Origin of the sequence: Desulfocicer vacuolatum DSM 3385 (genome assembly GCF_900176365.1) — a bacterium.
Taxonomy (GTDB): Bacteria; Desulfobacterota; Desulfobacteria; order Desulfobacterales; family Desulfobacteraceae; genus Desulfocicer; species Desulfocicer vacuolatum.
This window is the reverse complement of record NZ_FWXY01000003.1, coordinates 287,052-307,999: the sequence shown is the minus strand read 5'-3', so window position 1 is coordinate 307,999 and position 20,948 is coordinate 287,052. Positions and strand designations below refer to the sequence as shown.

15 protein-coding genes and 1 tRNA gene are annotated in these 20,948 nt (G+C 45.9%); 9 read left to right on the top strand and 7 right to left on the bottom strand.

Going from position 1 to position 20,948, the window contains the following annotated elements; genetic code table 11:
• The first annotated feature begins 553 nt into the window (after positions 1 to 553).
• Together B9A32_RS04690 and B9A32_RS04685 are read left to right on the top strand one after the other, a co-directional pair.
• Positions 554 to 814, top strand: coding sequence for a hypothetical protein (locus B9A32_RS04690; RefSeq protein WP_139795706.1), 261 nt, complete (start codon positions 554 to 556; stop codon positions 812 to 814).
• A gap of 256 nt (positions 815 to 1,070) precedes the next feature.
• Complete coding sequence (locus tag B9A32_RS04685) at positions 1,071 to 1,250, top strand: hypothetical protein (RefSeq protein WP_084067216.1); 180 nt, start codon at positions 1,071 to 1,073, stop codon at positions 1,248 to 1,250.
• Between the two features lie 7 nt (positions 1,251 to 1,257).
• On the opposite strand, the gene B9A32_RS04680 is transcribed toward B9A32_RS04685, so the two are convergent.
• From B9A32_RS04680 to B9A32_RS04670, 3 genes are all read right to left on the bottom strand, one after another.
• Positions 1,258 to 1,332: transfer RNA gene (locus tag B9A32_RS04680), tRNA-Val, on the bottom strand.
• A 260-nt stretch (positions 1,333 to 1,592) separates the two neighbouring features.
• The gene (locus tag B9A32_RS04675; RefSeq protein ID WP_084067215.1) at positions 1,593 to 3,317 is read right to left on the bottom strand and encodes an NAD-dependent malic enzyme; all 1,725 of its coding nucleotides are present in this window, start codon (positions 3,315 to 3,317) and stop codon (positions 1,593 to 1,595) included.
• A gap of 128 nt (positions 3,318 to 3,445) precedes the next feature.
• Positions 3,446 to 4,810: a sigma-54-dependent transcriptional regulator gene (locus B9A32_RS04670; protein ID WP_084067214.1), complete on the bottom strand. Its 1,365-nt coding sequence runs from the start codon at positions 4,808 to 4,810 to the stop codon at positions 3,446 to 3,448.
• Positions 4,811 to 4,822: 12 nt separating this feature from the next.
• Here B9A32_RS04670 and B9A32_RS22285 point away from each other — a divergent pair, with 12 nt between their 5' ends.
• Positions 4,823 to 4,957 (top strand): hypothetical protein, encoded by a 135-nt coding sequence (locus B9A32_RS22285; RefSeq protein ID WP_269748995.1) that lies wholly within the window; start codon positions 4,823 to 4,825, stop codon positions 4,955 to 4,957.
• Here B9A32_RS22285 and B9A32_RS04665 read toward each other — a convergent pair.
• Complete coding sequence (locus B9A32_RS04665; RefSeq protein WP_139795705.1) at positions 4,952 to 7,489, bottom strand: ATP-binding protein; 2,538 nt, start codon at positions 7,487 to 7,489, stop codon at positions 4,952 to 4,954. The two genes, B9A32_RS22285 and B9A32_RS04665, sit on opposite strands and share 6 nt — an antisense overlap.
• Before the next feature lie 463 nt (positions 7,490 to 7,952).
• Here B9A32_RS04665 and B9A32_RS04660 point away from each other — a divergent pair, with 463 nt between their 5' ends.
• Positions 7,953 to 9,494 carry an SLC13 family permease gene (locus tag B9A32_RS04660; RefSeq protein WP_084067212.1) on the top strand — a complete coding sequence of 514 codons (1,542 nt, stop codon included), beginning with the start codon at positions 7,953 to 7,955 and terminating at the stop codon, positions 9,492 to 9,494.
• A gap of 248 nt (positions 9,495 to 9,742) precedes the next feature.
• Positions 9,743 to 11,047 (top strand): malic enzyme-like NAD(P)-binding protein, encoded by a 1,305-nt coding sequence (locus tag B9A32_RS04655; protein WP_232367041.1) that lies wholly within the window; start codon positions 9,743 to 9,745, stop codon positions 11,045 to 11,047.
• 539 nt (positions 11,048 to 11,586) lie between these two features.
• Here the strand turns inward: B9A32_RS04655 and leuB are convergent.
• Positions 11,587 to 12,666 (bottom strand): 3-isopropylmalate dehydrogenase, encoded by a 1,080-nt coding sequence (leuB, locus tag B9A32_RS04650; RefSeq protein ID WP_139795704.1) that lies wholly within the window; start codon positions 12,664 to 12,666, stop codon positions 11,587 to 11,589.
• Positions 12,667 to 13,491: 825 nt separating this feature from the next.
• On the opposite strand from leuB, the gene B9A32_RS04640 reads away from it, so the two are divergent.
• Positions 13,492 to 15,354 (top strand): bifunctional acetyl-CoA hydrolase/transferase family protein/GNAT family N-acetyltransferase, encoded by a 1,863-nt coding sequence (locus B9A32_RS04640; RefSeq protein WP_084067210.1) that lies wholly within the window; start codon positions 13,492 to 13,494, stop codon positions 15,352 to 15,354.
• A 297-nt stretch (positions 15,355 to 15,651) separates the two neighbouring features.
• Here B9A32_RS04640 and mobB read toward each other — a convergent pair whose 3' ends face one another.
• The gene (mobB, locus tag B9A32_RS04635) at positions 15,652 to 16,185 is read right to left on the bottom strand and encodes a molybdopterin-guanine dinucleotide biosynthesis protein B (protein ID WP_084067209.1); all 534 of its coding nucleotides are present in this window, start codon (positions 16,183 to 16,185) and stop codon (positions 15,652 to 15,654) included.
• 534 nt (positions 16,186 to 16,719) lie between these two features.
• Here mobB and B9A32_RS04630 point away from each other — a divergent pair.
• A complete protein-coding gene (locus tag B9A32_RS04630) occupies positions 16,720 to 17,691 on the top strand; it encodes an HD domain-containing protein (protein ID WP_084067208.1) in 972 nt (323 codons plus the stop codon).
• On the opposite strand, the gene mobA is transcribed toward B9A32_RS04630, so the two are convergent.
• Positions 17,649 to 18,299 (bottom strand): molybdenum cofactor guanylyltransferase, encoded by a 651-nt coding sequence (mobA, locus tag B9A32_RS04625; RefSeq protein ID WP_170923702.1) that lies wholly within the window; start codon positions 18,297 to 18,299, stop codon positions 17,649 to 17,651. The genes B9A32_RS04630 and mobA overlap by 43 nt on opposite strands.
• Positions 18,300 to 19,183: 884 nt before the next feature.
• Between mobA and B9A32_RS04615 the strand changes: the two genes are divergently transcribed.
• Together B9A32_RS04615 and B9A32_RS04610 are read left to right on the top strand one after the other, a co-directional pair.
• Entirely contained in the window at positions 19,184 to 20,233 is a 1,050-nt protein-coding gene (locus tag B9A32_RS04615; protein WP_084067205.1) for a TRAP transporter substrate-binding protein, read from the top strand.
• A 270-nt stretch (positions 20,234 to 20,503) separates the two neighbouring features.
• Complete coding sequence (locus B9A32_RS04610; protein WP_170923701.1) at positions 20,504 to 20,947, top strand: TRAP transporter small permease; 444 nt, start codon at positions 20,504 to 20,506, stop codon at positions 20,945 to 20,947.
• Position 20,948: the final 1 nt, after the last annotated feature.

Here is a 20,948-nt window from a genome sequence, read left to right as displayed (position 1 = left end):
TATACCTTTATAACGACCATCCATTTCATAGTGAATGTTGGATGCCTGGAGCATAGGTGACAGTTGTTCTTTCCAATTTCGTTTTTTGGTCCTTTTACGAATTTTTTGCTTGCGTTTATTTATTTTTTTATCGATAATTCTCTTCACTCGAAATGTCCTTTTTTATGTTATATTTTTTTGTAGTGGATCAAATATACACTGTAATTAAAGGCATTTCGAGCTTTTTTTTGATGTTTTTTGTTTAAAACACGCTTATTTTAGGCCTAGTGGCTCACTTTTAAATGACCATTTTTGGCTCAATTTAACATGACCATCGACAGGCAATCAAGGTGTTAACAAAAAGAACCAGAAAAAAGAAAAAGAAGTCTGCAAAAACCTAACCGGACATCACTGGGTTCTACTTGATTTGTAAATTCTGATATCTGCCAGGCCATTGGTATCGCAGATTCAAGGGAAGCCCTGGACTACCTCACCCCTAAAGAAATGAACGTCATTGAGGGCAGGATATCAGCGACCCGGCGAAATCCTTCTTACCATCATTTCTGAGTCTGGTATGAAGAAACTTGTTCACCATTCCTGCAACCACGAAGCCAAAGACTCCATACTTGCCCTGAGCCACCTATCAGACATTGACAACCAAAACCCCGGCATAACTGAAGATATTTTTTCCAAGGTCAGATCACTCCATTTAAAAGCCCTGGGCAAAAGCAACTTGCAAGCAGTCATGAATACCATGCAGGTGTTAAAAGATGGCCACCCCAAGGAATACGCCGAAGCCATCCAATACATTGACAGAACCCATGACTTTTTTTGATTACCCGGAAATGCGGGAGGCATATATCATATGAAAGCAGTTAGGGACTTACCCGAGAATAAACTACCACTATGTCCATTTTAATATGTTGATATTGCATTGTAAAAAAAATTAAATTGGTAGCTTATTTTCGTCCAAGTCCCTTACCAGAAGCGCAGAAGAGAACATGTGACTTATCCTACTGGCAGATATTAACACTCACCACCCTGATGTGGTGCCGGGTATCGTTGCCAAGGCCAAGGTGATGCGCATCAGAATGGGCAAGGATGATGCAAACCTTATCACATCTGTTATGCGTGGTTTAAGAAATCTTCAAAAGGAAGACGATCAAAACCAGGGATCAGCAAGGAGGCTTGAAGGCACAATTTTTCCAACCGGTCACAAAGTGGTCACAAAATCAAAAAAGGGCTTACAGAGAGAATCTGTAAACCCTTGATTTTATATGGTGGGCGATACTGGGATTGAACCAGTGACTTCTACCGTGTGAAGGTAGCACTCTCCCGCTGAGTTAATCGCCCGTTCAGCTGAAGAGGTATATAAAGGATTCTATCCGGTGGGTCAAGGTTTTTTTTAAAAGATTTCAACACTTCCATATTGATCCACGAATCATCCTGGGTCGTGTGCATTAAATTTGCGGTTAAAGACCTGGAATTCCTATGGGACCTGGAAGATCAGGAATACCACATCCCAGAAATATCATGGCTGCTGTTAAGAGAATAATGAATATTGTGCATGCTTTTATTTTTTTATTGTCTTTCACCTGCCGAAATCCTCTGGTTTAAAAATACTCGGGGTGCCAGCGCATTTTATCAATTAAAAGATTGAGACGGCCCAGGTCGTTGTTGTGTTTGTAAGTGGAAAACGGGCAATCATTCCGGGTGACCCCGGCTTTGATTGCTTCTGCCCCCACCCGTCTTGCCACTTCAAGGGAGACCTCTTTTAATTGATCCAGGGGAGGACATAAAATTCCGTCCTTGATATCAGCCTCATTGACAAATTCCGCCACAGCATGGGCCGCAGCGGAAAAGAATACCGGCAGCACACAGGTGGCACCGGATGCCACAATACCAAGGCCAGCACCGGGAAATACAAAGGCATTGTTCATCTGGCCAATGCGGTATGATTTACCGTTGTGTTCCACCGGGTCAAAGGGAGAGCCTGTGGCCACAAGGGCTTTGCCGTCGGTCCACTCGTAAATGTCTTTGGGCAGCGCTTCGGTTTTTGTGGTGGGGTTACTCAAGGGCAGAACCACAGGACGGTGGGTGTGCTCACCCACAGCTTCAACCACCTCTTTGGTAAAGCAACCGGGCTGGCCGGAAGTACCGATGAGAACCGTGACCTTTTCATTTTTAACCACGTTGACAAGGGTGTTGTCTTCGGGTTTTTTTAACCAGGTCAATTTTTCAGGGTCTTTGGCAAATTTGATTTTATACGCTTCAAGGTCCCGGTCCGATGTGACAACCCCCCGGGAGTCCAGGGTGAAAATACGTGCATCAGCTTCTTTTTCATCCATGCCCTGTTCCATGAGTTCTGTCTGGATCTGCTCGGCAATACCGATACCGCCGGCACCGGCACCATGGATCAGGTAGACCTGGTCGGTCATTTTTTCTTTTTTTACCTTCATGGCGGCAAGGATACCGGCCAGGGCAATGGAACCGGTGCCCTGGATATCATCATTAAAGGAAATAACCGTATCAAGGTATTTATCCCGAACATCAAAGGCGGTCTGTTTGGAAAAATCTTCCCACTGGCAAAGGGCATTGGGAAATACCCGTTTAAATGCCGTTACAAATTTATCAATAAACGCGTCGTAGGCCTGTCCGGTGAGCCGGGCTTCCCGGTGACCCAGATAATTGGGATCATCCAGCAGGGTGTTATTGTCCGTACCCACATCAAGGGAGATGGGCAGGCAGTGCCAGGGAGCAATGCCTGCCCCTTGGGTGTAGAGCATGAGTTTACCAAGGCAGATGGGCATTCCTCCGGCCCCCTGGTCCCCAATACCAAGAATCCCCTGATTGTCAGTGACCACTGCCACACGGATATCCTGGGCCGTGTAGTTACGCAGGATATCTTCTGCCTGGTCAATGTTGCCGGGATAGAGATGGATGCCGTTGGCCTTTCGGAACATGGTGGAGTAAAGCTGGCAGGCAAGCCCCACGGTGGGGGTATAAATAATGGGCAGAAAGCGGATGACATCACTTGCAATAACGGCATGGGCCAATACCACATTTCTGTCATAAAGACTTCTTATGTAAATGAATTTTTCAATGTCAGTGTCTTTTTTGTCAATGATATCAAGGCTTGAGTGGATCTGTTCAGCCAGGGTTTTAACCCGGGGCGGCAGATAACCGTTCAACTTCAGCTTTACCCGCTCATCCATGGTAAAGGCGGTTCCTTTACTGATATAATTATAGCGAAGGACATGATAGCCCCTTAAGCTGATGCTAACTCCCAGGGTTTCGCCGTATTGGCCATACTCAAATTCGTAATGTTTGATCTGCATAAGAATCAACCTCTTTAAGTGTTTGGTGCACTGACGATGACATTAAAAAACGGTAAAAATGAATATACCATGTTTTTTAGGGTAAGCAAAGCAAAGATGAATCAATTTCATTAATTGAGGCAATGATATCAATGGATTTTAAGTTTATCGATTTTATATCTTAAAGTCCCCCGGGGAATCCCTAACAGCTGGGCCGCCCGGGTGGTGTTGCCGTTACTTTTTTTAAGGGCCTTGTGCACCATGCGGATGGTCACTTCCTCAAGCACCGATTCCAGGTCGTACAGTTCCTCCGGGATTTCCACAAAGGCATCCGGAGCCATGGGAGCATCATCAATTTCCGGGGGCAGGTGCGACAGTTTCAATGTGTCATCATTGTGCATGATACAAATTCGTTCAAAAACGTTTTTCAATTCCCGGACATTTCCGGGCCAGGGATATTCCAGGAGTCGTGCCTTGGTTTTATGATCAATGGTGGTGAACTGTTTATGAAATTTCCGGGCAAATTTTTCCAGAAACAGCACACAAAGGGCAGAGATATCCTCGGGCCGCTTTCGTAACGGTGGAATGTGGATGGGAAAAACCCCCAGACGATAATAAAGGTCCTGGCGAAATTTTTTTTCGGCAATGGCCTGTTTTAAGTCAATGTTGGTGGCGGCAATGATTTTAACATCGGTTTTTATGTCCCTGTTTCCGCCAATGCGCCGGAATTGTTTCCGTTCCAGCACCCCCAGAAGTTTGGCCTGGAGCTGGATGGGCATTTCTCCGATTTCGTCCAGAAACACCGTGCCACCTTCGGCCATTTCAAACAACCCCTTGTTTTTTTTGACAGCATCGGTGAATGCCCCCTTTTCATGGCCGAATAATTCGCTTTCCAGAAGATGCTCCGGCAGGGCGGCACAATTGATGATCACCATGGGCATGTCATGGCGGGGGCTTGCGTGGTGAATGGTCTGGGCCACCACTTCTTTGCCGCAGCCGCTTTCTCCTGTGATGAGCACATTGGCACTTTCATGCCGGGCCACCTCCCGGGACTGGGATACAATGGCCTGCATCTGGGGGCTCTGGGCCACAAGATCCAGTTTGTCCGGCAGGTTAAGGGTTTTCTTTAAAATCCCCACCTGTTGTTTCAGTTGACTGGTCTCCATGGCAAGGCGCAGAATCAGCTTTATGGCATCGGCCTTGAATGGCTTTTTGATGTAGTCATAGGCCCCCATTTTAAGGGCTTTCACCGCTGATTCAATGGATGCATAGCCTGTTATGATAATGACCAGAATATCCGGGTCCACAGTCTTGGCCTGTTTCAGCACATCAAGGCCGTGGATGTCCGGGAGATTGAGATCCAGAAGTACAATATCCACATCATTGGCATTGATGAAATCAAGACCCGCCTGTCCCGAGGGCTCGGTTGCCACGTCATATCCTTCTTCGGTCAATATGCGGTGCAGATTTTCCCGGATGATGGATTCATCATCCACAACAAGAATTTTTTTCATATTTAAAGCTCCATGGGTATCCGTCCTATTAAATCAGGAATGGATGCTTTGATGGTGACAAGGGAACGGGCCGGTGCAGATAAGCGACTCGCCTTGATTTGTTTGTTTTTGGGGCACGGTGAAATGGTGGCATTTTATCTGTCATGACACAGGTAAATGGATATTAAAGCAGGTACCCCATTCCGGGTCGCTTTCCACGGTTATTTTACCTCCGTGTTCTTCCACAATGGTGTGGGTGATGGACAATCCCAAACCAAACCCTTCGGGGTTGTGGCTGAAAAAAGGGTCAAAGATCATGTCAATATCTTCCTTGGCAATACCCGGACCGTCGTCGGCAATGGATAAAAGGACGAATGTTCCGGCATCTTCCCGGGACAGGCTTGTGGTGATGGTGATATTGCCCTTATGGTCCAGTACATTCAGGGCGTTGAGTACAATGTTTATGATGGCCTGGCGGATGCGTTCTTTATCCATGTGAATGCGCGGCAGGTTTTCTCCAGGCTCCCGATTGAGGGTAACGCCCTGCTTTCTACACTGTTTGGAGATAAAGAACATGGTGTCGTCAATGACATGGTTGATGTCCTCCAGTGTGGGGGAGTGGGCCGGTTTGGCAGCAAAATCCAGCAGGCGGTTAACAATGTTTTCCAGCTTTTCAATCTCTTCCAGGGCACGTTGAATCAAAAGGCGGTCACCGGTTTTGTTGGCAATGCGATCGTGGAAATCATCCAGCATCAAGGTGATACCTGTGAGGGGATTGCGGATTTCATGGGCAATGCCCGCAGCCAGAATGCCAAGGGAGACCAGCTTGTCTGAGCGGGCAATGTGTTTTTCCATGTTTTTACGCCGGGTGACGTCCCGGAAAATCAACAGGGTTGATCTGTTCTCTTCACTGGAACCGTTTGATTTCGGACAGCCGTCCAGCAGGGAGGCAATGGCGGTTTCCAGGTTCAACGGGCTGTTATCCGGTCGTTTGATATCCAGTGGCGTGGCCTGGTGCCCGGTATTGGGAATATTGTTCCGGATCAGCTCCAGCCAGGCAGGGTAGGGGGCCAAAAGATCTGTGATGGTTTTACCGGTGATCTCTTGCTGGGATTGTTTGAAAAACCGGGTGGCCTTGGGGTTGGCAGAGAGGATGGTGCCGTTTTTATCAAAGACCATGAGTCCTGACAGCATATTATTAAAGATGCTGTTGAGCATGTGGGCCTGTTTTTCCAGATCGGTGAGTGATTTTACAAGATCCTGCTCGTTTTGCTTGAGCCTTTTTCCCATGGATTTGAATTCCCTGAACAAAATTTCCAGTTCATCTCCGGTTTTAATGGAGATGTCCACCTCATAGTTACCCCGGCTGATTTTTCCCATATTGCGGCACAGCATGCGGATGGGGTGGGTGAAGTTCCGGGAAAGGATGATGGCCACCATGGCCACAATAACGCCGGTGAAAACAAGCAGCAGAAGATAGTTGTGGGCAATTTTTTTAAGGATGGCCCGGATGGTGACAGAGGTGCTGTTCACTGTGTTGTGAAAGCGACCGGTCTGCACCCCAAGGGTGACACCGCCAAAGCAGCCGGTCTCCCGGTATTCCCCCAGATTGAATTTTATGGGGGCATAGGCCAGTATCCGGGGAATTCCGCCCACACTGGCGGTTTGACGAACCCCGGAAAATCCCTGGATCACCTGTTGGGCAATGGTGGCATAATTTTCATGGACAAAGGGAACATGGAGCAGATTAAAGGGCAGTTTGCCTGCCTGCACTTTGTCTTTTTCATAGGCCGCAGTGGCAGGGTCCACCAATACGCCTGTGTGGCCCACTCCCCGGATATCCCAGGGTTTGGGGTGGGTGATCATCCATCCCTGATCGTCAAATATAAAGGCGTAATCTCCGCTGAAATAGTTTGGAGAGGGAACCTCTTCGTTGCCAAACGGCTGGACATGCTGGGTGAATTCCATGAGATGTCTGTGGTCCAGGGCAAGGGAAACCACGCCCACGGGCCTGCCATGGTTAAAGACTTTCCGGGAAAAGCGGATGATGCCGGAAAAGGTTTTGTTTTTGACAGGTTGCATGGGAATTTCTGCGTCCGATACCTGGTTGACACCTGACGGGGTCTCCGGCTTTGCCACATGGAACCCCAGAAGATGAGATACATGGGGATTGTCACCGGTCATGGCCATGGTTTTTTTGAAAAAATTTTCTTTGCCGAATTTGCTCAAAAAGGGGCTGGACAGATCCCTTGATGAAGCAATGGGCTGACCCTCCCGGATGAGGATGCGCTCTTGGCCGTTGAGATCTATAAAGGATATTTCAGCATAAAGGGGGATGGTGGTTTTCATGCTTTGCCTGACCCCGGTTTCCGGGGAAGGAACCCAGACAGCGCGCTGGTGAACCCGGTAAAAACCGCTGTATATTTCAGGTGCCGGGGGCAAGGTGGCCAGCATGTTTAAATCAATCACCACGGTGTTTAAAAATTGTTCCACCTGGGTGGCAATGGCCCCGGCCCGGGCCTGGAGCAGGGACATGGAGGTTTGGGTCAATGCGGTCCGGCTGCTGTCCACCAGCAGTTCCACCACATGGTTCATGCGCACCCAGGTGTACATGCCCACTACCATCATGGGTACCAGGGAAAGCACCAGAAATCCTGCCAGAAATTTTTTTAAAATGCCAAATTTCATTTTTTGAATCATTTTTTTTTCAGTTTCCATGGTGTGCAGTAATGCAAAAAAGATGCCACTATTATTTCATAAAACTGCCACATGCAGACCTTCGTTAGAAGGTCTTGATGTTAACCGCTTGGGTCTCTCACTTGATCTTTACTTATATGCACAAACTTCTTTGCAAAAGGCAAATGATAAAACGGCGGAAATCCGCCTTTCATCGGTGGATTTCAGTCTCTAAAAAAGAAAATCCCTTCTGCTTTCCTTTGTTCCTCAGCCGTTATTCTTTCTTTTTATCCATGGAACTCCTTTAAATAAAGGGCTTTGTGGAGAGATCTATCATAATTTTCATCATCTGAATAATAGTGGTACAGCCTTTGCAAATTACCCTGAAAAGGAAAAAGAATCACATTTATTTGGCTGAAATATCTGAGACTTTAAAATTAACATTATTTTTATAACCCAATAATAACCAATAAACCCGGAGGTCAACATGGCACCCTACGTATTAAATAATCGATCAAGACTTCAATTAAGCGGTCTGGTTCTTGGTCCCTTACTTTTTCTACTTGTATGGATGATGGATCTTGATCCGGCTCATCCGGAAGTCACCCGAATGGCCGCTGTTGCTGTATTGATGGCTGTGATGTGGGTAACAGAGGCCATACCCCTGGCTGCCACCTCCCTGTTGCCGGTGATCTGTTATCCGCTTCTGGGTATCATGAAAGGGAAAGCCGCTGCCGGGGTTTATTTTAACAGCACCATTTTTCTATTCATGGGCGGTTTTCTCATTGCCCTTGCCATGGAGAAGTGGAATCTGCACAAACGCATCGCCCTTTTTGTGGTGAGAACCATTGGAGGAGGCCCGGCCCGCATTGTTTTTGGCTTTATGGTTGCATCTGCTTTTCTTTCCATGTGGATTTCCAATACAGCCACCGCTGTGATGATGCTTCCCATTGCTTTATCCATTGTTTTAAAGATGGAAGAACAGTTTGGAAAAGATGACGCCAAAACCTTTGCGCTTCCCCTTCTTCTTGGAATTGCCTATGCCGCATCCATGGGGGGCGCCGCCACCCTGGTGGGTACCCCCCCGAACCTGGTTCTCACCCGGACCTTTGAGCAGCTTTTTCCCACGGCTCCTGCCATTTCCTTTGGAACATGGATGATCATGGCTTTGCCTTTGACCTTTGTTATGATTGGGATTATCTGGCTTCTGCTTACCCAGGTGTTTTATCGTACCCCGGACCATGTCCAGGTGGACCGGGAGGTTGTTGAAAAAGAGTACAAAGAGCTTGGCCCCATTTCTCCAGAAGAAAAAAAGGTGTTGATTGTTTTTGCCATGACCGCTCTTTTGTGGATTTTCAGAAAAGATCTCAACCTTGGTCTTGCAGTGGTTCCGGGGTGGGCTTCCCTGCTTCCCTTCACCGGCATGGTGGATGACGGCACCGTTGCCATTACCATGGCCATTACCCTGTTTTTTCTGCCCACCACAAGAAAGGATGCCGATACCCCCACCATATTGGATGCTGATGTGTTCACCAAATTGCCCTGGGGTATTATTCTGCTGTTTGGCGGTGGGTTTGCCCTGGCCAAAGGCTTTCAGGTGTCTGGACTTTCCGTTTTCATTGGAAATAAACTTCAGATTCTGGAAGGAACCAGCACTGTGGCCATGATTTCAAGCATTTGCGGTACGCTGACCTTTTTAACGGAATTAACATCCAACACCGCCACCACCCAGATGATTCTGCCCATTTTATCCTCCATTGCCGTGGCCATGAAGATCAACCCGCTGATGCTGCTGATACCGGCCACTTTGTCTGCGTCCTGTGCTTTTATGATGCCCATTGCAACCCCTCCAAATGCCATTGTGTTCAGCAGCGGCAGAATCAAGATGATTGAAATGGTCAGAGCAGGTATTTTGATCAATTTCATCGGAGTGGCGGTTATTACGGCGGTATTTCTGGTTTTTGGCGTCACGGTGTTTACCATTGATCCTAATGTTATTCCCCAGTGGGCACTTCTGACAGCTCAATAAATTTTTAATGATATTGCATGGGCTTTTCCATGGAAAAGTGTTATGACAACTTGCCTGTTTAACCAATGATGGAAAATTAATAAAAACAGGGTAAATTTTGGCTTATGCTCATATGAAGAGAGTTTACCTTTGAATATACTAAAATCGGTGTTCTCCAGGTAATATACCAGGCATGGAATTAACATGAATGATTTTTTGAGGGATGCCGTTTTTTATAACCACAATTAATGTAGAAGGAAATTTAGATTATGTACAAAGAAGCGTGTCCCATGACCGATTTCAAAGACGATGTACTAAGTTATCACTCTTTTCCGGTGGCAGGCAAAGTTGAGGTGATGCCCACTAAACCGTGCCAGACAGCAGATGATCTTTCCATGGCCTACACCCCCGGTGTGGCACTTCCGGTGAAAGCCATTGCAGAAAATTCAGAATGTGCCAAAACATTCACCAGCCGACAGAATCTGGTGGGGGTTGTTTCCAATGGCACGGCAATTCTTGGCCTTGGGAATCTGGGACCGCTGGCAAGTAAACCGGTTATGGAAGGCAAGGGCGTATTATTCAAAAGATTTGCTGATGTGGATGTATTTGACATTGAGCTTGACACCGAAGACCCTAAGAAAATAATTGATATTGTCAAAACCATGGAGCCCACCTTTGGAGGGATCAACCTGGAAGATATCAAAGCACCGGAGTGTTTTGAGATTGAAGAAACCTTGATTGAGCTTTGCAATATCCCTGTTTTCCATGATGATCAGCATGGCACTGCCATTATCTGCGCCGCCGGTCTCATCAGTGCCGTTGATATCACCGGTAAGAAAATGGAAGAATTAAAGGTGGTGTTTAACGGTGCCGGTGCTGCCGGTATCTCCTGTGCAAAGCTTTTTGTCTCCATGGGTGTGAAATATGAAAATCTCACCATGTGTGACTCCAGAGGCGTTATTTATAAAGGCCGTGAAGCCGGCATGAACAAATATAAGGACATCTTTGCCGTGGACACCGATGCCAGAACCCTGGCCGATGCCATGGTGGGTGCCGATGTTTTCATTGGTGTTTCCCAAAAAGATGTGGTGAGTCAGGATATGCTCAAATCCATGGCCAAGGACCCCATTGTTTTTGCCATGGCCAACCCTGACCCTGAAATTGCCTACGAAGATGCCGTGGCTGCAAGGGATGATCTCATCATGGCCACAGGCCGTTCTGATTATCCCAACCAGATCAACAATGTGCTTGGCTTTCCCTTCATCTTCAGAGGCGCTCTGGATGTGGGGGCCACCAAGATTTCAGAAGGCATGAAGATTGCTGCGGCCAGGGCCCTGGCAGAGCTTGCCAAGGAACCGGTTCCCGAATCTGTGGCAAAAGCCTATGGCGGAAAATCCTTTTCCTACGGAAGAGAGTACATTGTTCCCAAACCCTTTGATCCCAGGGTCATTGAGTATGAGGCTGTGGCCGTTGCCAAGGCTGCCATGGATGAGGGGCTTGCCACCAATGCCATTGAGGACTGGGATGCCTATCGTGATGCTTTGAGAAAGAGAATGGAAAAATTCTGGAAATAATAGGCATGAACACGGTTTTTTCCATCATTGCTAATGGGTTCTAATGTACCATGCCATGGTATTTTACAAAGGTTCAGATGGGTTGATTAATAATTAGAACTCGTTGGCATGAATTTACCGGAACTTTCCCTTTTTTGTGGGAGGTTCCGGTTTTTTATATGAAAATCCGCCCAAAGGCTTGGAATCATGATGGTTTCAACTTTGGTTGTGGCTGGTGGTTACAGCCATGTATGTTTTATTAGAAAATAACACTTTCGAGCAGCCTCAACAGAGCCCCCCCGAGGGGCAATAGGAACCGGCCCATCGAGCTGTCTACAGTTCCGGGCCGGGCCCATTGCCCGTCGGGGGGGCGGCATAATACCATTTTCAACATTCCTTGTGTCCGTCAGGAGATGCTCGTTATTTAAAGAATTTCGGCAAACCTGGCGTAAATGTGGGGCACTGCCCAAATATTTACATTACCAAGCCGAATATTTACAACCTGGCTGCAATACAAAGGACCTGAGGATAGAATTAATTTCTGCCCCATTGGGGGGGAGTCACGCCAGTAATGCGGCAATGGCATCACCCATTTCGGCTGTACCAACAGCAGAGGCAGCATCTCCGGTGAGGTCTGCGGTGTAAATTCCCCGGTCCAGTACGGAGGAAACGGCCTGGACAATGGCATCGGCAGCTTCAACTTGATCCAGGCTGTATTTCAGCATCATGGCAGCCGACAGAATCTGGGCAATGGGATTGGCAATGCCTTTGCCTGCAATGTCCGGTGCCGTACCGCCTGCAGGCTCATACAGACCGAAATTGTCCTCATTAAGGCTGGCCGATGCCAGAAGTCCCATGGAGCCTGTGATCATGGCGCACTCATCAGATATGATGTCCCCAAACATGTTGCCGCACAGCAGCACGTCAAACTGATGGGGATCTTTTACCAGCTGCATGGTGGCATTGTCCACGTAGATGTGATTCAGGGTTACATCGGGGTACTCCTTGGCCACCTCCATCACCACCTCGCGCCACAGCACCATGGAAAAAAGGACATTGGCCTTGTCCACAGAGGTGACGATCCCCCGCCTGATGCGGGCTGCTTCAAAGGCTTTTCTGGCAATTCTATCAATTTCAAATCGTGAGTATACCAGGGTATCATAGGCTTTTTCCTGGCTTCCTTCTCCTTCTCTTCCCTTGGGCTCGCCAAAGTAAATGCCCCCGGTGAGTTCCCGGACACAGAGGATATCAAATCCGTCTTTTACGATTTCCGGCTTAAGGGGAGATGCCGCAGCCAGGGATTTGAACACCCGGGCCGGACGCAGGTTGCAGTACAGGGCAAAATGTTTCCTTAAAGGGAGCAATGCTGCCCGTTCCGGTTGTTCTGCCGGGGGAAGACTTTCCCACTTGGGGCCGCCCACGGAACCAAAGAGAATGGCGTCACTTTTTTCGCACACTTCAAGTGTGGAATCGGGCAGGGCTGTTCCGTGGTTATCAATGGCGCAGCCGCCCACGTCGGCTTTTTTGTAGTTGATTTTGAATTTAAATTTTTTTGCGGCAGCATCCAGTACTTTTACCGCTTCTTTCATCACTTCCGGGCCGATGCCGTCACCCGGCAGGAGGGCTATATTTTTTTCCAATTTACATAAATCCTTAAATAATAACGTTCATGGCAGGTTGTATTGCCATGATACTGGTTTGAACTTCTGGGTTTGATTACAACAGGGGGGAGCCAAGACAGTGTGAGGTTATGCAGTATGTTTGAAAACAGCCGGTTCACAATGCCGCCAACATTAAAATGCACTGACATTACCCCCATCGGCCATTTATTTACCAGGCAGATTTTTTAAATTTTGTACATGGCAATGATGTATTGCAACCAATTCCAGGAAACATTGGTGTGTCGTGGCATTCTAAATAATTTATGCAGCATACAGAAGCTATGGCTCAATTTCAAGAAGTTTTATGCCTATGGCTTAGATTAATATGCTGTAATAGTTAGTTTTTTAGCTGTTTCAAACTTTGTTGCGATTCGCTGAAATTTTTTTGTTTTTTTTATTCTGGAAAATCATGCCTGCCTCGGATGGAATGGGTGTCGGTTTTTTTACAAGCGAATTTATGATGATAGTCAGAAGTACAAATAAAAAAATTGAAGCATCACTATATTTATTTATAAGCGTTCAGATCTGTTGGTTTTAATGTCAGGGGTATTTTCTCAAGGGTTGAACCGTCGGTATTCAGCAGTATTTAAATTGATCTTGCATTAAATCAATGCAGATTCTATATATTTCAAGTACCTGCCCGCAGAGCAAATATATCTCGATATCTTATGAACCGGATCAGGGGCATCAGGATGTGGTAAAAATTGATGTTAGTGGGGAGAGACAAATATATCCCACAGTTCCCGAAATATGATCATTCAACTAAAAAACAGCTTCAGGACAGATTAAAAAAGGAGATCTCTTTTGGACCATAGCAAAGCCTATCGAAACAAGGTAGTGACGGCGGATGTGGCCACCTCAAAAATAAAAAACGGCAGCCGGATTTTCATCGGATCTGCATGCGGAGAACCCCAGCATTTAATCCATGCCATGGTGAAAAACCGCAAGATTCAGGATGCCATGCTTTTTCAGATGCTCTCTTTTACCCTGGGCTGTTACATGGATGATGAAGATTTTCTGGATCGGTTTGCAGTGAAGCTTTTTTTTGTCACAACCCCCATGCAAAAGGCCGCTTTTGAGGGAAAAATTGATTATATTCCCACCTATCTGTCCCAGATCCCCAATTTCTTTAGGAGCAATCAGATCGGCATTGATGCCGTATTGCTACAGATCAGTCCTCCAGATCGGTTTGGTGTGGCCAGCTTGGGAATTTCAGTGGATGTCACCCTGGAGGCGGTGAAAAATGCGCGTCTGGTCATTGCCCAGGTCAATCCCCGGATGCCCCGGACCCACGGGGACGGTTTTATCCATGTGGATGATATTGACTATCTGGTGCCCTTTGAAGAAGAGCTGCTCAACAACAACAGAGAGCCTGTGGATGAGCATACGGCCCAACGCATTGCAGGCTATGTCAAGGAGCTCATTGATGACGGCAGTACCCTTCAGGTGGGGTATGGCCATCTGCCCTATGCCTTGCTTAAGTACATTGATAATAAAAATGATCTGGGTATTCATACCCACATGATTTCCGATGCGTTTATTCCTTTGTTTGAAAAGGGTATCATTAACAATAAGAAAAAAAATTTCATGCAGGACCGTGCCGTTGCAACCTTTTGCATGGGATCTCGCAGTGCCTATGACTACATTGACAACAATATTCAGTTTTATTTTGGCACGGCTGATTTTGTCAATACCCCGGGAATTATCAGCAGAAATAATAATTTTGTTTCCATCAGTTCGGCTTTGGAGGTGGATCTCACCGGACAGGTCTGTTCCGATTCCGTGGGGCGGCTTTTTTTCAGCGGCACCGGGGATCAATCCAATTTTATCCGGGGGGCCGGTTTGTCCAAGGGGGGCTTTTCCATCATTGTACTGCCCTCAACCTCAGATGATGGAAAGACGTCCCGCATTGTGGCCTCCCTGGGCGCCGGGGCAGGGGTGGCCACCTTAAGGGCTGATGTTAACTTTGTGGTGACGGAGTACGGCATTGCCCAGCTAAAGGGGAAAAGTGTTTATCAAAGGGTGATTGAACTGACCCAGATTGCCCATCCCGATTTCCGGGCAAGCCTCATGGATGCTGCCAAGGAAAATCATTATATTTTTGCAGATCAAATGCCCCTTCCCGGGGAAGATCTCATTTTTCTGGAGGATTACAAAAGTCGGTTTGATTTGAAAAACGGAAAATCCATGGCAGTAAGGCCGTTGCTGCCGTCGGATGAGATTGCCTATCGCAATTTTTTTTATTCCCTGAAGGAAGAGACAATTTTTTTGAGATTTTTTCATTCCATTACGATTTTTTCCAGAAAGATGGCCCAGGCCCATTGGGCTAACATGGATTATCGAAGTTTTATTTCCCTCATAGGTATGGTGCGAAATCAAGACAATAAAGAACTCATGGCCATGGGAACTTATGCGGAGATGGATAAAGAGTGGGCTGAGGTGGCCTTTGTGGTTCGAGAGGATTTCCATGGCCAGGGCATTGCCGGTCATCTCTTAAAAGAGCTTGAAAAAATTGCCACAACCAATGGGTATAAGGGATTTGTGGCCTCTGTTTTACCCGAGAACCAAACCATGCTCCATGTGTTTAAGAAATATTATCCCCATGCCAAAGTCAGTACCCATAAAGGTGATATTGAGATTCGGATGCCTTTTGCCGAAAAAAACTGACTTTCCTGATACGTGCCATGGGCAGACCTTATCTTGGGAGTGATCGGCCCAAAACAAAACTTAAAAATTTGTGCGGTTTATCGGGCGCTTTTTTTATATTAAACAGCAGATGCTGGGACTGGGTATTAGGTGCTGGGTGTTCACAGCAGCTACTCTCCAAGGCAACCTCCGCAGAGCCGCCCTCCGACGGGCAATAGGAACCGGACAATTGAGCTGTCTACAGTTCCGGTCCGGGCCCATTGCCCGTCGGGGGGCGGCGGTATAATACCATTTGGCTCCGCGTCTACGACCCTATATTTATTTTGTCCCACAGGGTTTGCCCGTTATAAAGGTATCGATGATGAAATCGGCCACCCCGGTGATATCATCTATATGAAACAACGGAACATCGATATCCACCTCAATGTCAGAAATCATGGCAATGAGTGAAGACTCTTCACCGCCGGTGTAAATGGGATCGGCATGGGCACCTTTTCTAAAGAGTTCTATTTTGGGTTTGTCCGCCCGCTTATACCCTTCGGTGATTACAATGTCCGCATCCATGAAAAAATTTTCCACAAGTTCATCAATGGAAAGCTCTTTGGCCACATCTTTAATAAGGGAGACCTTCCATGGGCAGGAGATCACCACCACATCGGAACCGGCCTGTTTGTGTTTCCATGTATCTTTTCCCTCATGGTCAATGTCAAATCCATGGACATCATGTTTAAGGGTTCCCACAGTGTAGCCTTTTTTTTTAAGTTCCGGGATCAATTTAACAAGAAAAGTGGTCTTTCCGGAATTTTTTTTACTTATAATGGAGACCACAGGGGGGGGCGTTTTTTTGTTCATGGGCAGCACCTCTTTGTTGAGTTTTTTAGATTAAGCCAATCAGCATGACAGGCCCCGGATACCGGGGGTCTGATATGGATCGCCTTTTCAAGCCAATGGTGAAATAGCACATCCTATTTCCCGGATACAAGCATATCTTTGGGATTTAATTTGATGCCCAATGTTTTGAGGGATTGTTTTGCCGGATATTTGACAGTACAAAGAAACTGAATATCGTATGTTAATATCGTAGATATTGGGACTGATGATGTAATGTTTGGCAGGTGTCCCTATATCCTCTTGTTTGGGACTGTGTCGCATATTGATGTTGGAAGGACTCACTGCGCTGTTTCCTACCAAAAGTTGCAACAGACACACTTGGCATGCCGGTGAATTTTTGCTTAATTCCTTACTTGAACAGGGCAAAATAAGTGAAGAAATGGGTCACCAGTGGAATATTTACGTTAATTCTTGGCTTTTTATAACTCTTAACATATAATACTAAATTTTGATTTGTATTTAAGAAGGCGTTTTTTCATTGATAAAAAGGCAGTTATGTTAAGCACAAAAGATCCTGACACCCTTTCCGGTGAAATGTCTGTGAGTAAAATACCCACCGGGAAACAAGTGCATCGGAAAAAAAATATATATGAATTATTGAATAAAGATTTTCCAGGTTTACTCCAGAATTTGGAATCAGTTATTGAAGCGTCGGAGTTTAAATATTCCAAGGGCACCCTTAATGAGAGTTTTTTATGGCAGCACACCGTTTATGTGGCATCCATGGCCATGACAATCTCATATGCCGAAGGTGTGGACCCCTTGATTCCTGTTTTAACAGCATTGTTTCATGATTGTGGTAAATTTGAGGACGGGAAATATCATGAAGGAGAAAGGCCGGAGGAAGAAATCGGTGCGGAAATTGCAAAAACCCTTCTTGAAAAAGCCGGATCTCCCCAGGATCTTATTCAGATTGTAATAGAGAGCCTGCTGGCCCTTTATAATGAAAATAAGTTAGAAAATATAAACACAAAAATTGTCCATGATTCAGATTTTTTAATTAAGTTCGGTTATATGGGCTTTGCCAATTTTTTTGAAAAATCGGTTCTGCGGGGAATGGTTGTCCAAAGCAGTATCTTAAAATCCATGAGCAAAGAATTGACCTATGCCGCATCCCTGGAAGGCAACATGTTTACAACATGGGGACAAAAACTTGCCCGGACAAAATCACAAACCACCATAAATCTGTTTAAAAATTATCTCCAGGAATTAAAAGACGCGGGGATTGGCGATTATGAAATCAGGCCCATGGAGGTCAACTGCTGTAAAGGCCCCCATGCCATTGTCCCGTTGCTTCTTGTTTTGCCCCGATTCTGCGGGGTATGTTCCAGGGTGTACGAGGTTGATTTTCAAAGGGATAATGGAATTAAATGTGAACGGCTCACAGTGAAAATTCAATGCCCCGGATGCGGGGAGAGTAGCTATTATGAATTTTCGTTCTGCCTGCCTGAATTGTCAGGGCATTGACGGCGGTATATGCGGGCCAGATCTGTTTTTGCTTTTTCCAGATCCCGGGGGGTATTGATATTAAAAAAGGAGAGAAGCTCAGGGTCAAATTTGCGTAAGTCTGCTTCGGGAATTTTTACGGTGTTGCCCTTGTCAAAAATTCCCAGAATACGGTATCGTTTGTTTTCAATGGCATCCTCCAGACTTGGCAGGCATTTTTTTGAATAGACGGCGCATAGGGGTTCAAATCCTTTTTCCACCTTTGGAACGATAATAAATGTCTCCTCGGTAATATGGGAGAGAATATTTTCTATCATCTGCCGGTTTAAGAAAGGAGAGTCGCATGCAACAGCAAAGGTAAAAGGATACAATGCATTATAAATTCCTGCGTGGAGACCTGTCATGGAACTTCTCACCGGGTATATATCAGACACCATCTTTACCCCCAGATCCACGTATGACTCAGGATTGTTCGTGACTAATATTACTTCTTTAAAGAGGCGTTTAAATATGGCACAGGTATTGTCAATAATCCTTTTGCCGTTGATTTCGATAAAAGCTTTGTTTTTGCCTGACAGTCGGGTACTTAATCCGCCGGAAAGAATAATGCCGGTATAGGGATATTTCATAAACAATAACCTGGGCCTGGGTCGCCATGAATAGAAAACAAATAGTTCAATAATATAACTGCCACGGGCAGACCTTGTTTTGACCTTGGTCTGTCCACAACAAACCTTGAAAAACCAATGGTTCATACGAATTCTTCATATAAACTGCCATGGGCAGATCCTATTGAGATTTGCCCTGCCCACAACGAAAAATGAAACTCCAATCATTACAGGCTGTTGGATGGAATTTTTATATGAAAAGGCAGCCTCCAAGGCAACCTCAGCAGAGCCGCCCCCCCGATGGGTAATAGGAACCGGACAATTGAGCTGTCTACAGTTCCGGTCCGGGACCATTGTCCATCGGGGGGGCGGCGGTATAATACCATTTTCTATATTTGTTGTGTCCCACAGGACATGTCCGTTATATAAAAAATCCCCACAGCCATTGATTTGCCGGGCATTGGGATTTGCGTGAACCCGTGAAATCATGGTTTGAATACCATAGTAAGAAAGATAATTCCATGGAAAATTTAGAGTAGTTATAACCTTTGTCACAGTGTTGCATACCTTTTTAAGGCCTCCATGGGTTTGGGGGAATCTGATTGACTGACCTCTTTTTAAATTTGAGCTGGACTTTCATTTCAGAGCATTATATTAGAAAGTTGGTTTGGTTCCATGAAATGTCAAAGTCTTGAATGGGGTCAAGCTTGCAGTTTGCTGCTTTTGTTGATTTTTATTTTTTTATATGAAACTCTCGGCAAATCAGGGGCGTATTTCAACCTTCGCTGTGTGCAGAGCCCGATCAGAATACGGTCTGCCCGTGGCAATTTTTTTTATTTTGCTGAGCATGGAATCATAATCAAAAATCAAAAAAGTGTAATGATAAAAAAACTTAGGAGATCAAGATGCTGCGACAATTTGTTCTATCCCTTATTCTGGGTAGCTGTTTTTTGTTATCCGGCCTTGTCTTTTCTGAAAATGTCCAGGCAGGTGGCGTTAATCTGACCTATAGCAATTTTTTCCCACCGGGCCATATTCAGAGTGTTCTTGCAGAGTCCTGGTGTAAAGAGGTGGAGGCTCGAACCAATGGGGAGGTGAAAATCTCTTATTTTGGTGGCAACACATTGGTGAAAGCTGCACAGATTTACGATGGTGTGGTCACCGGCCGCACTGATATCGGTATGTCTTGCCTTTTGTACACCCGGGGCAGGTTTCCCCTCATGGATGTGATTAATCTTCCCTTTGGCAACCCCAGCGGAAAATTTGCCACTGCAGTGTTCAATGAAGTTTACAATAAATTTCAACCCACAGAACTTGCAGATACAAAGGTATTATATCTCCATGCCCATGGGCCGGGACTGATTCATACGCAAAAAAAGAATGTCACCTCAATGGCAGACCTTAAAGGGCTTAAAATAAGATCCACCGGTTCCATTGCCGGGATGATAAAGGCCCTGGGGGCCATTCCGGTGTCCATGCCCATGCCAGAAGTATATCAAGCTCTTCAAAAGGGCGTTGTTCAGGGAGCCATCTATCCTGAAGAAACCAATAAGGGCTGGAAAATGGGAGAGGTCATTGATTACTCAGTGGTTTCCTATCCCACTGCATATTCTGTGGGATTTTTTGCAGTGATGAACAAAGATAAATGGAATGCTCTTTCCCAGGAAGCCAGGGATGCCATTGATGCAATTAACATGGAGTGGGCCATAAAACATGGTGATGCCTGGGATACCAGTGATTATGAAGGCATTCGATTCTCCCTGGCCCAGGGTAACTCCATGACCGGCATTGATCCTGATGAAGCTGCCAAGTGGAAAGCAGCTCTTGAGCCTGTGTTTGATGATTATATTGAAAAAACAGAAAAAAGAGCTGTTCCGGGTAAAGATGCCCTGGATTTTTTAAACAAACAATTAAAATTGTATCATAATGGAGAGTTCCAGAGCCAATATTATTGATATATGATGATACCGGCTGTTTAGCTCGTTGAGCATGGAGGCGTGTGAACTGCTGTGGATGGGTTGATTTTGTCGTAATTTACGACTTGACAACCCATCTTTTTTCTTTAAAATTCCGGGAATTTTTTGGAGAATGCATGATAAAACAGCGGTTGCAGAGCTTTTAAACCACTCCATTAAAGTTTGGGTTTAAATGGAACCTGAAAAATGCGTTTTTTGGGTGGAATTAGATAAGGAACAAGACTGACAATGAACAAGGTGGCTGTTTTCATGAAGAAAGTTTCCGGTGTGATGCTGGTGGCCATGATGCTGGTGACATGCCTGGATGTGGGGGGAAATATTTTTGGGCATCCACTTTTGGGCTCAGAAGAGATTGTCTCTTTGCTTGCCGCTCTTTTGATTGCCTTTACCCTTCCGGCGGCACATCAGGAAAGGGCACATATTGGTGTTGACATGCTCTATTTGAGATTTTCTCCCAGAACTAAAAAAATCAATGATAGTATTTTATGTGTCATCACCGCCATTTTTTTTAGTCTGGTTTCATGGGAATGTTTTAAATATGCCGGAGACCTGAAACGCATCGGACAGGTGACTGCGGTTCTGGAACTACCCATATACTATATTCTTTATGCTGTTTCCGCAGGTTGCGGGTTTCTTTCACTGGTGGTTGTGTCGCAATTGCTAAAAATAATTAGAGAAGGTTCCCATGAATGAG

Bases quoted from the DNA above. Each gene is read 5' to 3' on its own strand.
- B9A32_RS04630 (WP_084067208.1), top strand. From the start codon at position 16,720: ATGTTAAGCACAAAAGATCCTGACACCCTTTCCGGTGAAATGTCTGTG.
- B9A32_RS04685 (WP_084067216.1), top strand. From the start codon at position 1,071: ATGGGCAAGGATGATGCAAACCTTATCACATCTGTTATGCGTGGTTTA.
- B9A32_RS04675 (WP_084067215.1), bottom strand. From the start codon at position 3,317: ATGCAGATCAAACATTACGAATTTGAGTATGGCCAATACGGCGAAACC.
- mobB (WP_084067209.1), bottom strand. From the start codon at position 16,185: ATGAACAAAAAAACGCCCCCCCCTGTGGTCTCCATTATAAGTAAAAAA.
- B9A32_RS04690 (WP_139795706.1), top strand. From the start codon at position 554: ATGAAGAAACTTGTTCACCATTCCTGCAACCACGAAGCCAAAGACTCC.
- mobA (WP_170923702.1), bottom strand. From the start codon at position 18,299: ATGAAATATCCCTATACCGGCATTATTCTTTCCGGCGGATTAAGTACC.
- B9A32_RS04655 (WP_232367041.1), top strand. From the start codon at position 9,743: ATGTACAAAGAAGCGTGTCCCATGACCGATTTCAAAGACGATGTACTA.
- B9A32_RS04665 (WP_139795705.1), bottom strand. From the start codon at position 7,489: ATGATTCAAAAAATGAAATTTGGCATTTTAAAAAAATTTCTGGCAGGA.
- B9A32_RS04670 (WP_084067214.1), bottom strand. From the start codon at position 4,810: ATGAAAAAAATTCTTGTTGTGGATGATGAATCCATCATCCGGGAAAAT.
- B9A32_RS04660 (WP_084067212.1), top strand. From the start codon at position 7,953: ATGGCACCCTACGTATTAAATAATCGATCAAGACTTCAATTAAGCGGT.
- B9A32_RS22285 (WP_269748995.1), top strand. From the start codon at position 4,823: ATGGGTATCCGTCCTATTAAATCAGGAATGGATGCTTTGATGGTGACA.
- B9A32_RS04615 (WP_084067205.1), top strand. From the start codon at position 19,184: ATGCTGCGACAATTTGTTCTATCCCTTATTCTGGGTAGCTGTTTTTTG.
- B9A32_RS04610 (WP_170923701.1), top strand. From the start codon at position 20,504: ATGAAGAAAGTTTCCGGTGTGATGCTGGTGGCCATGATGCTGGTGACA.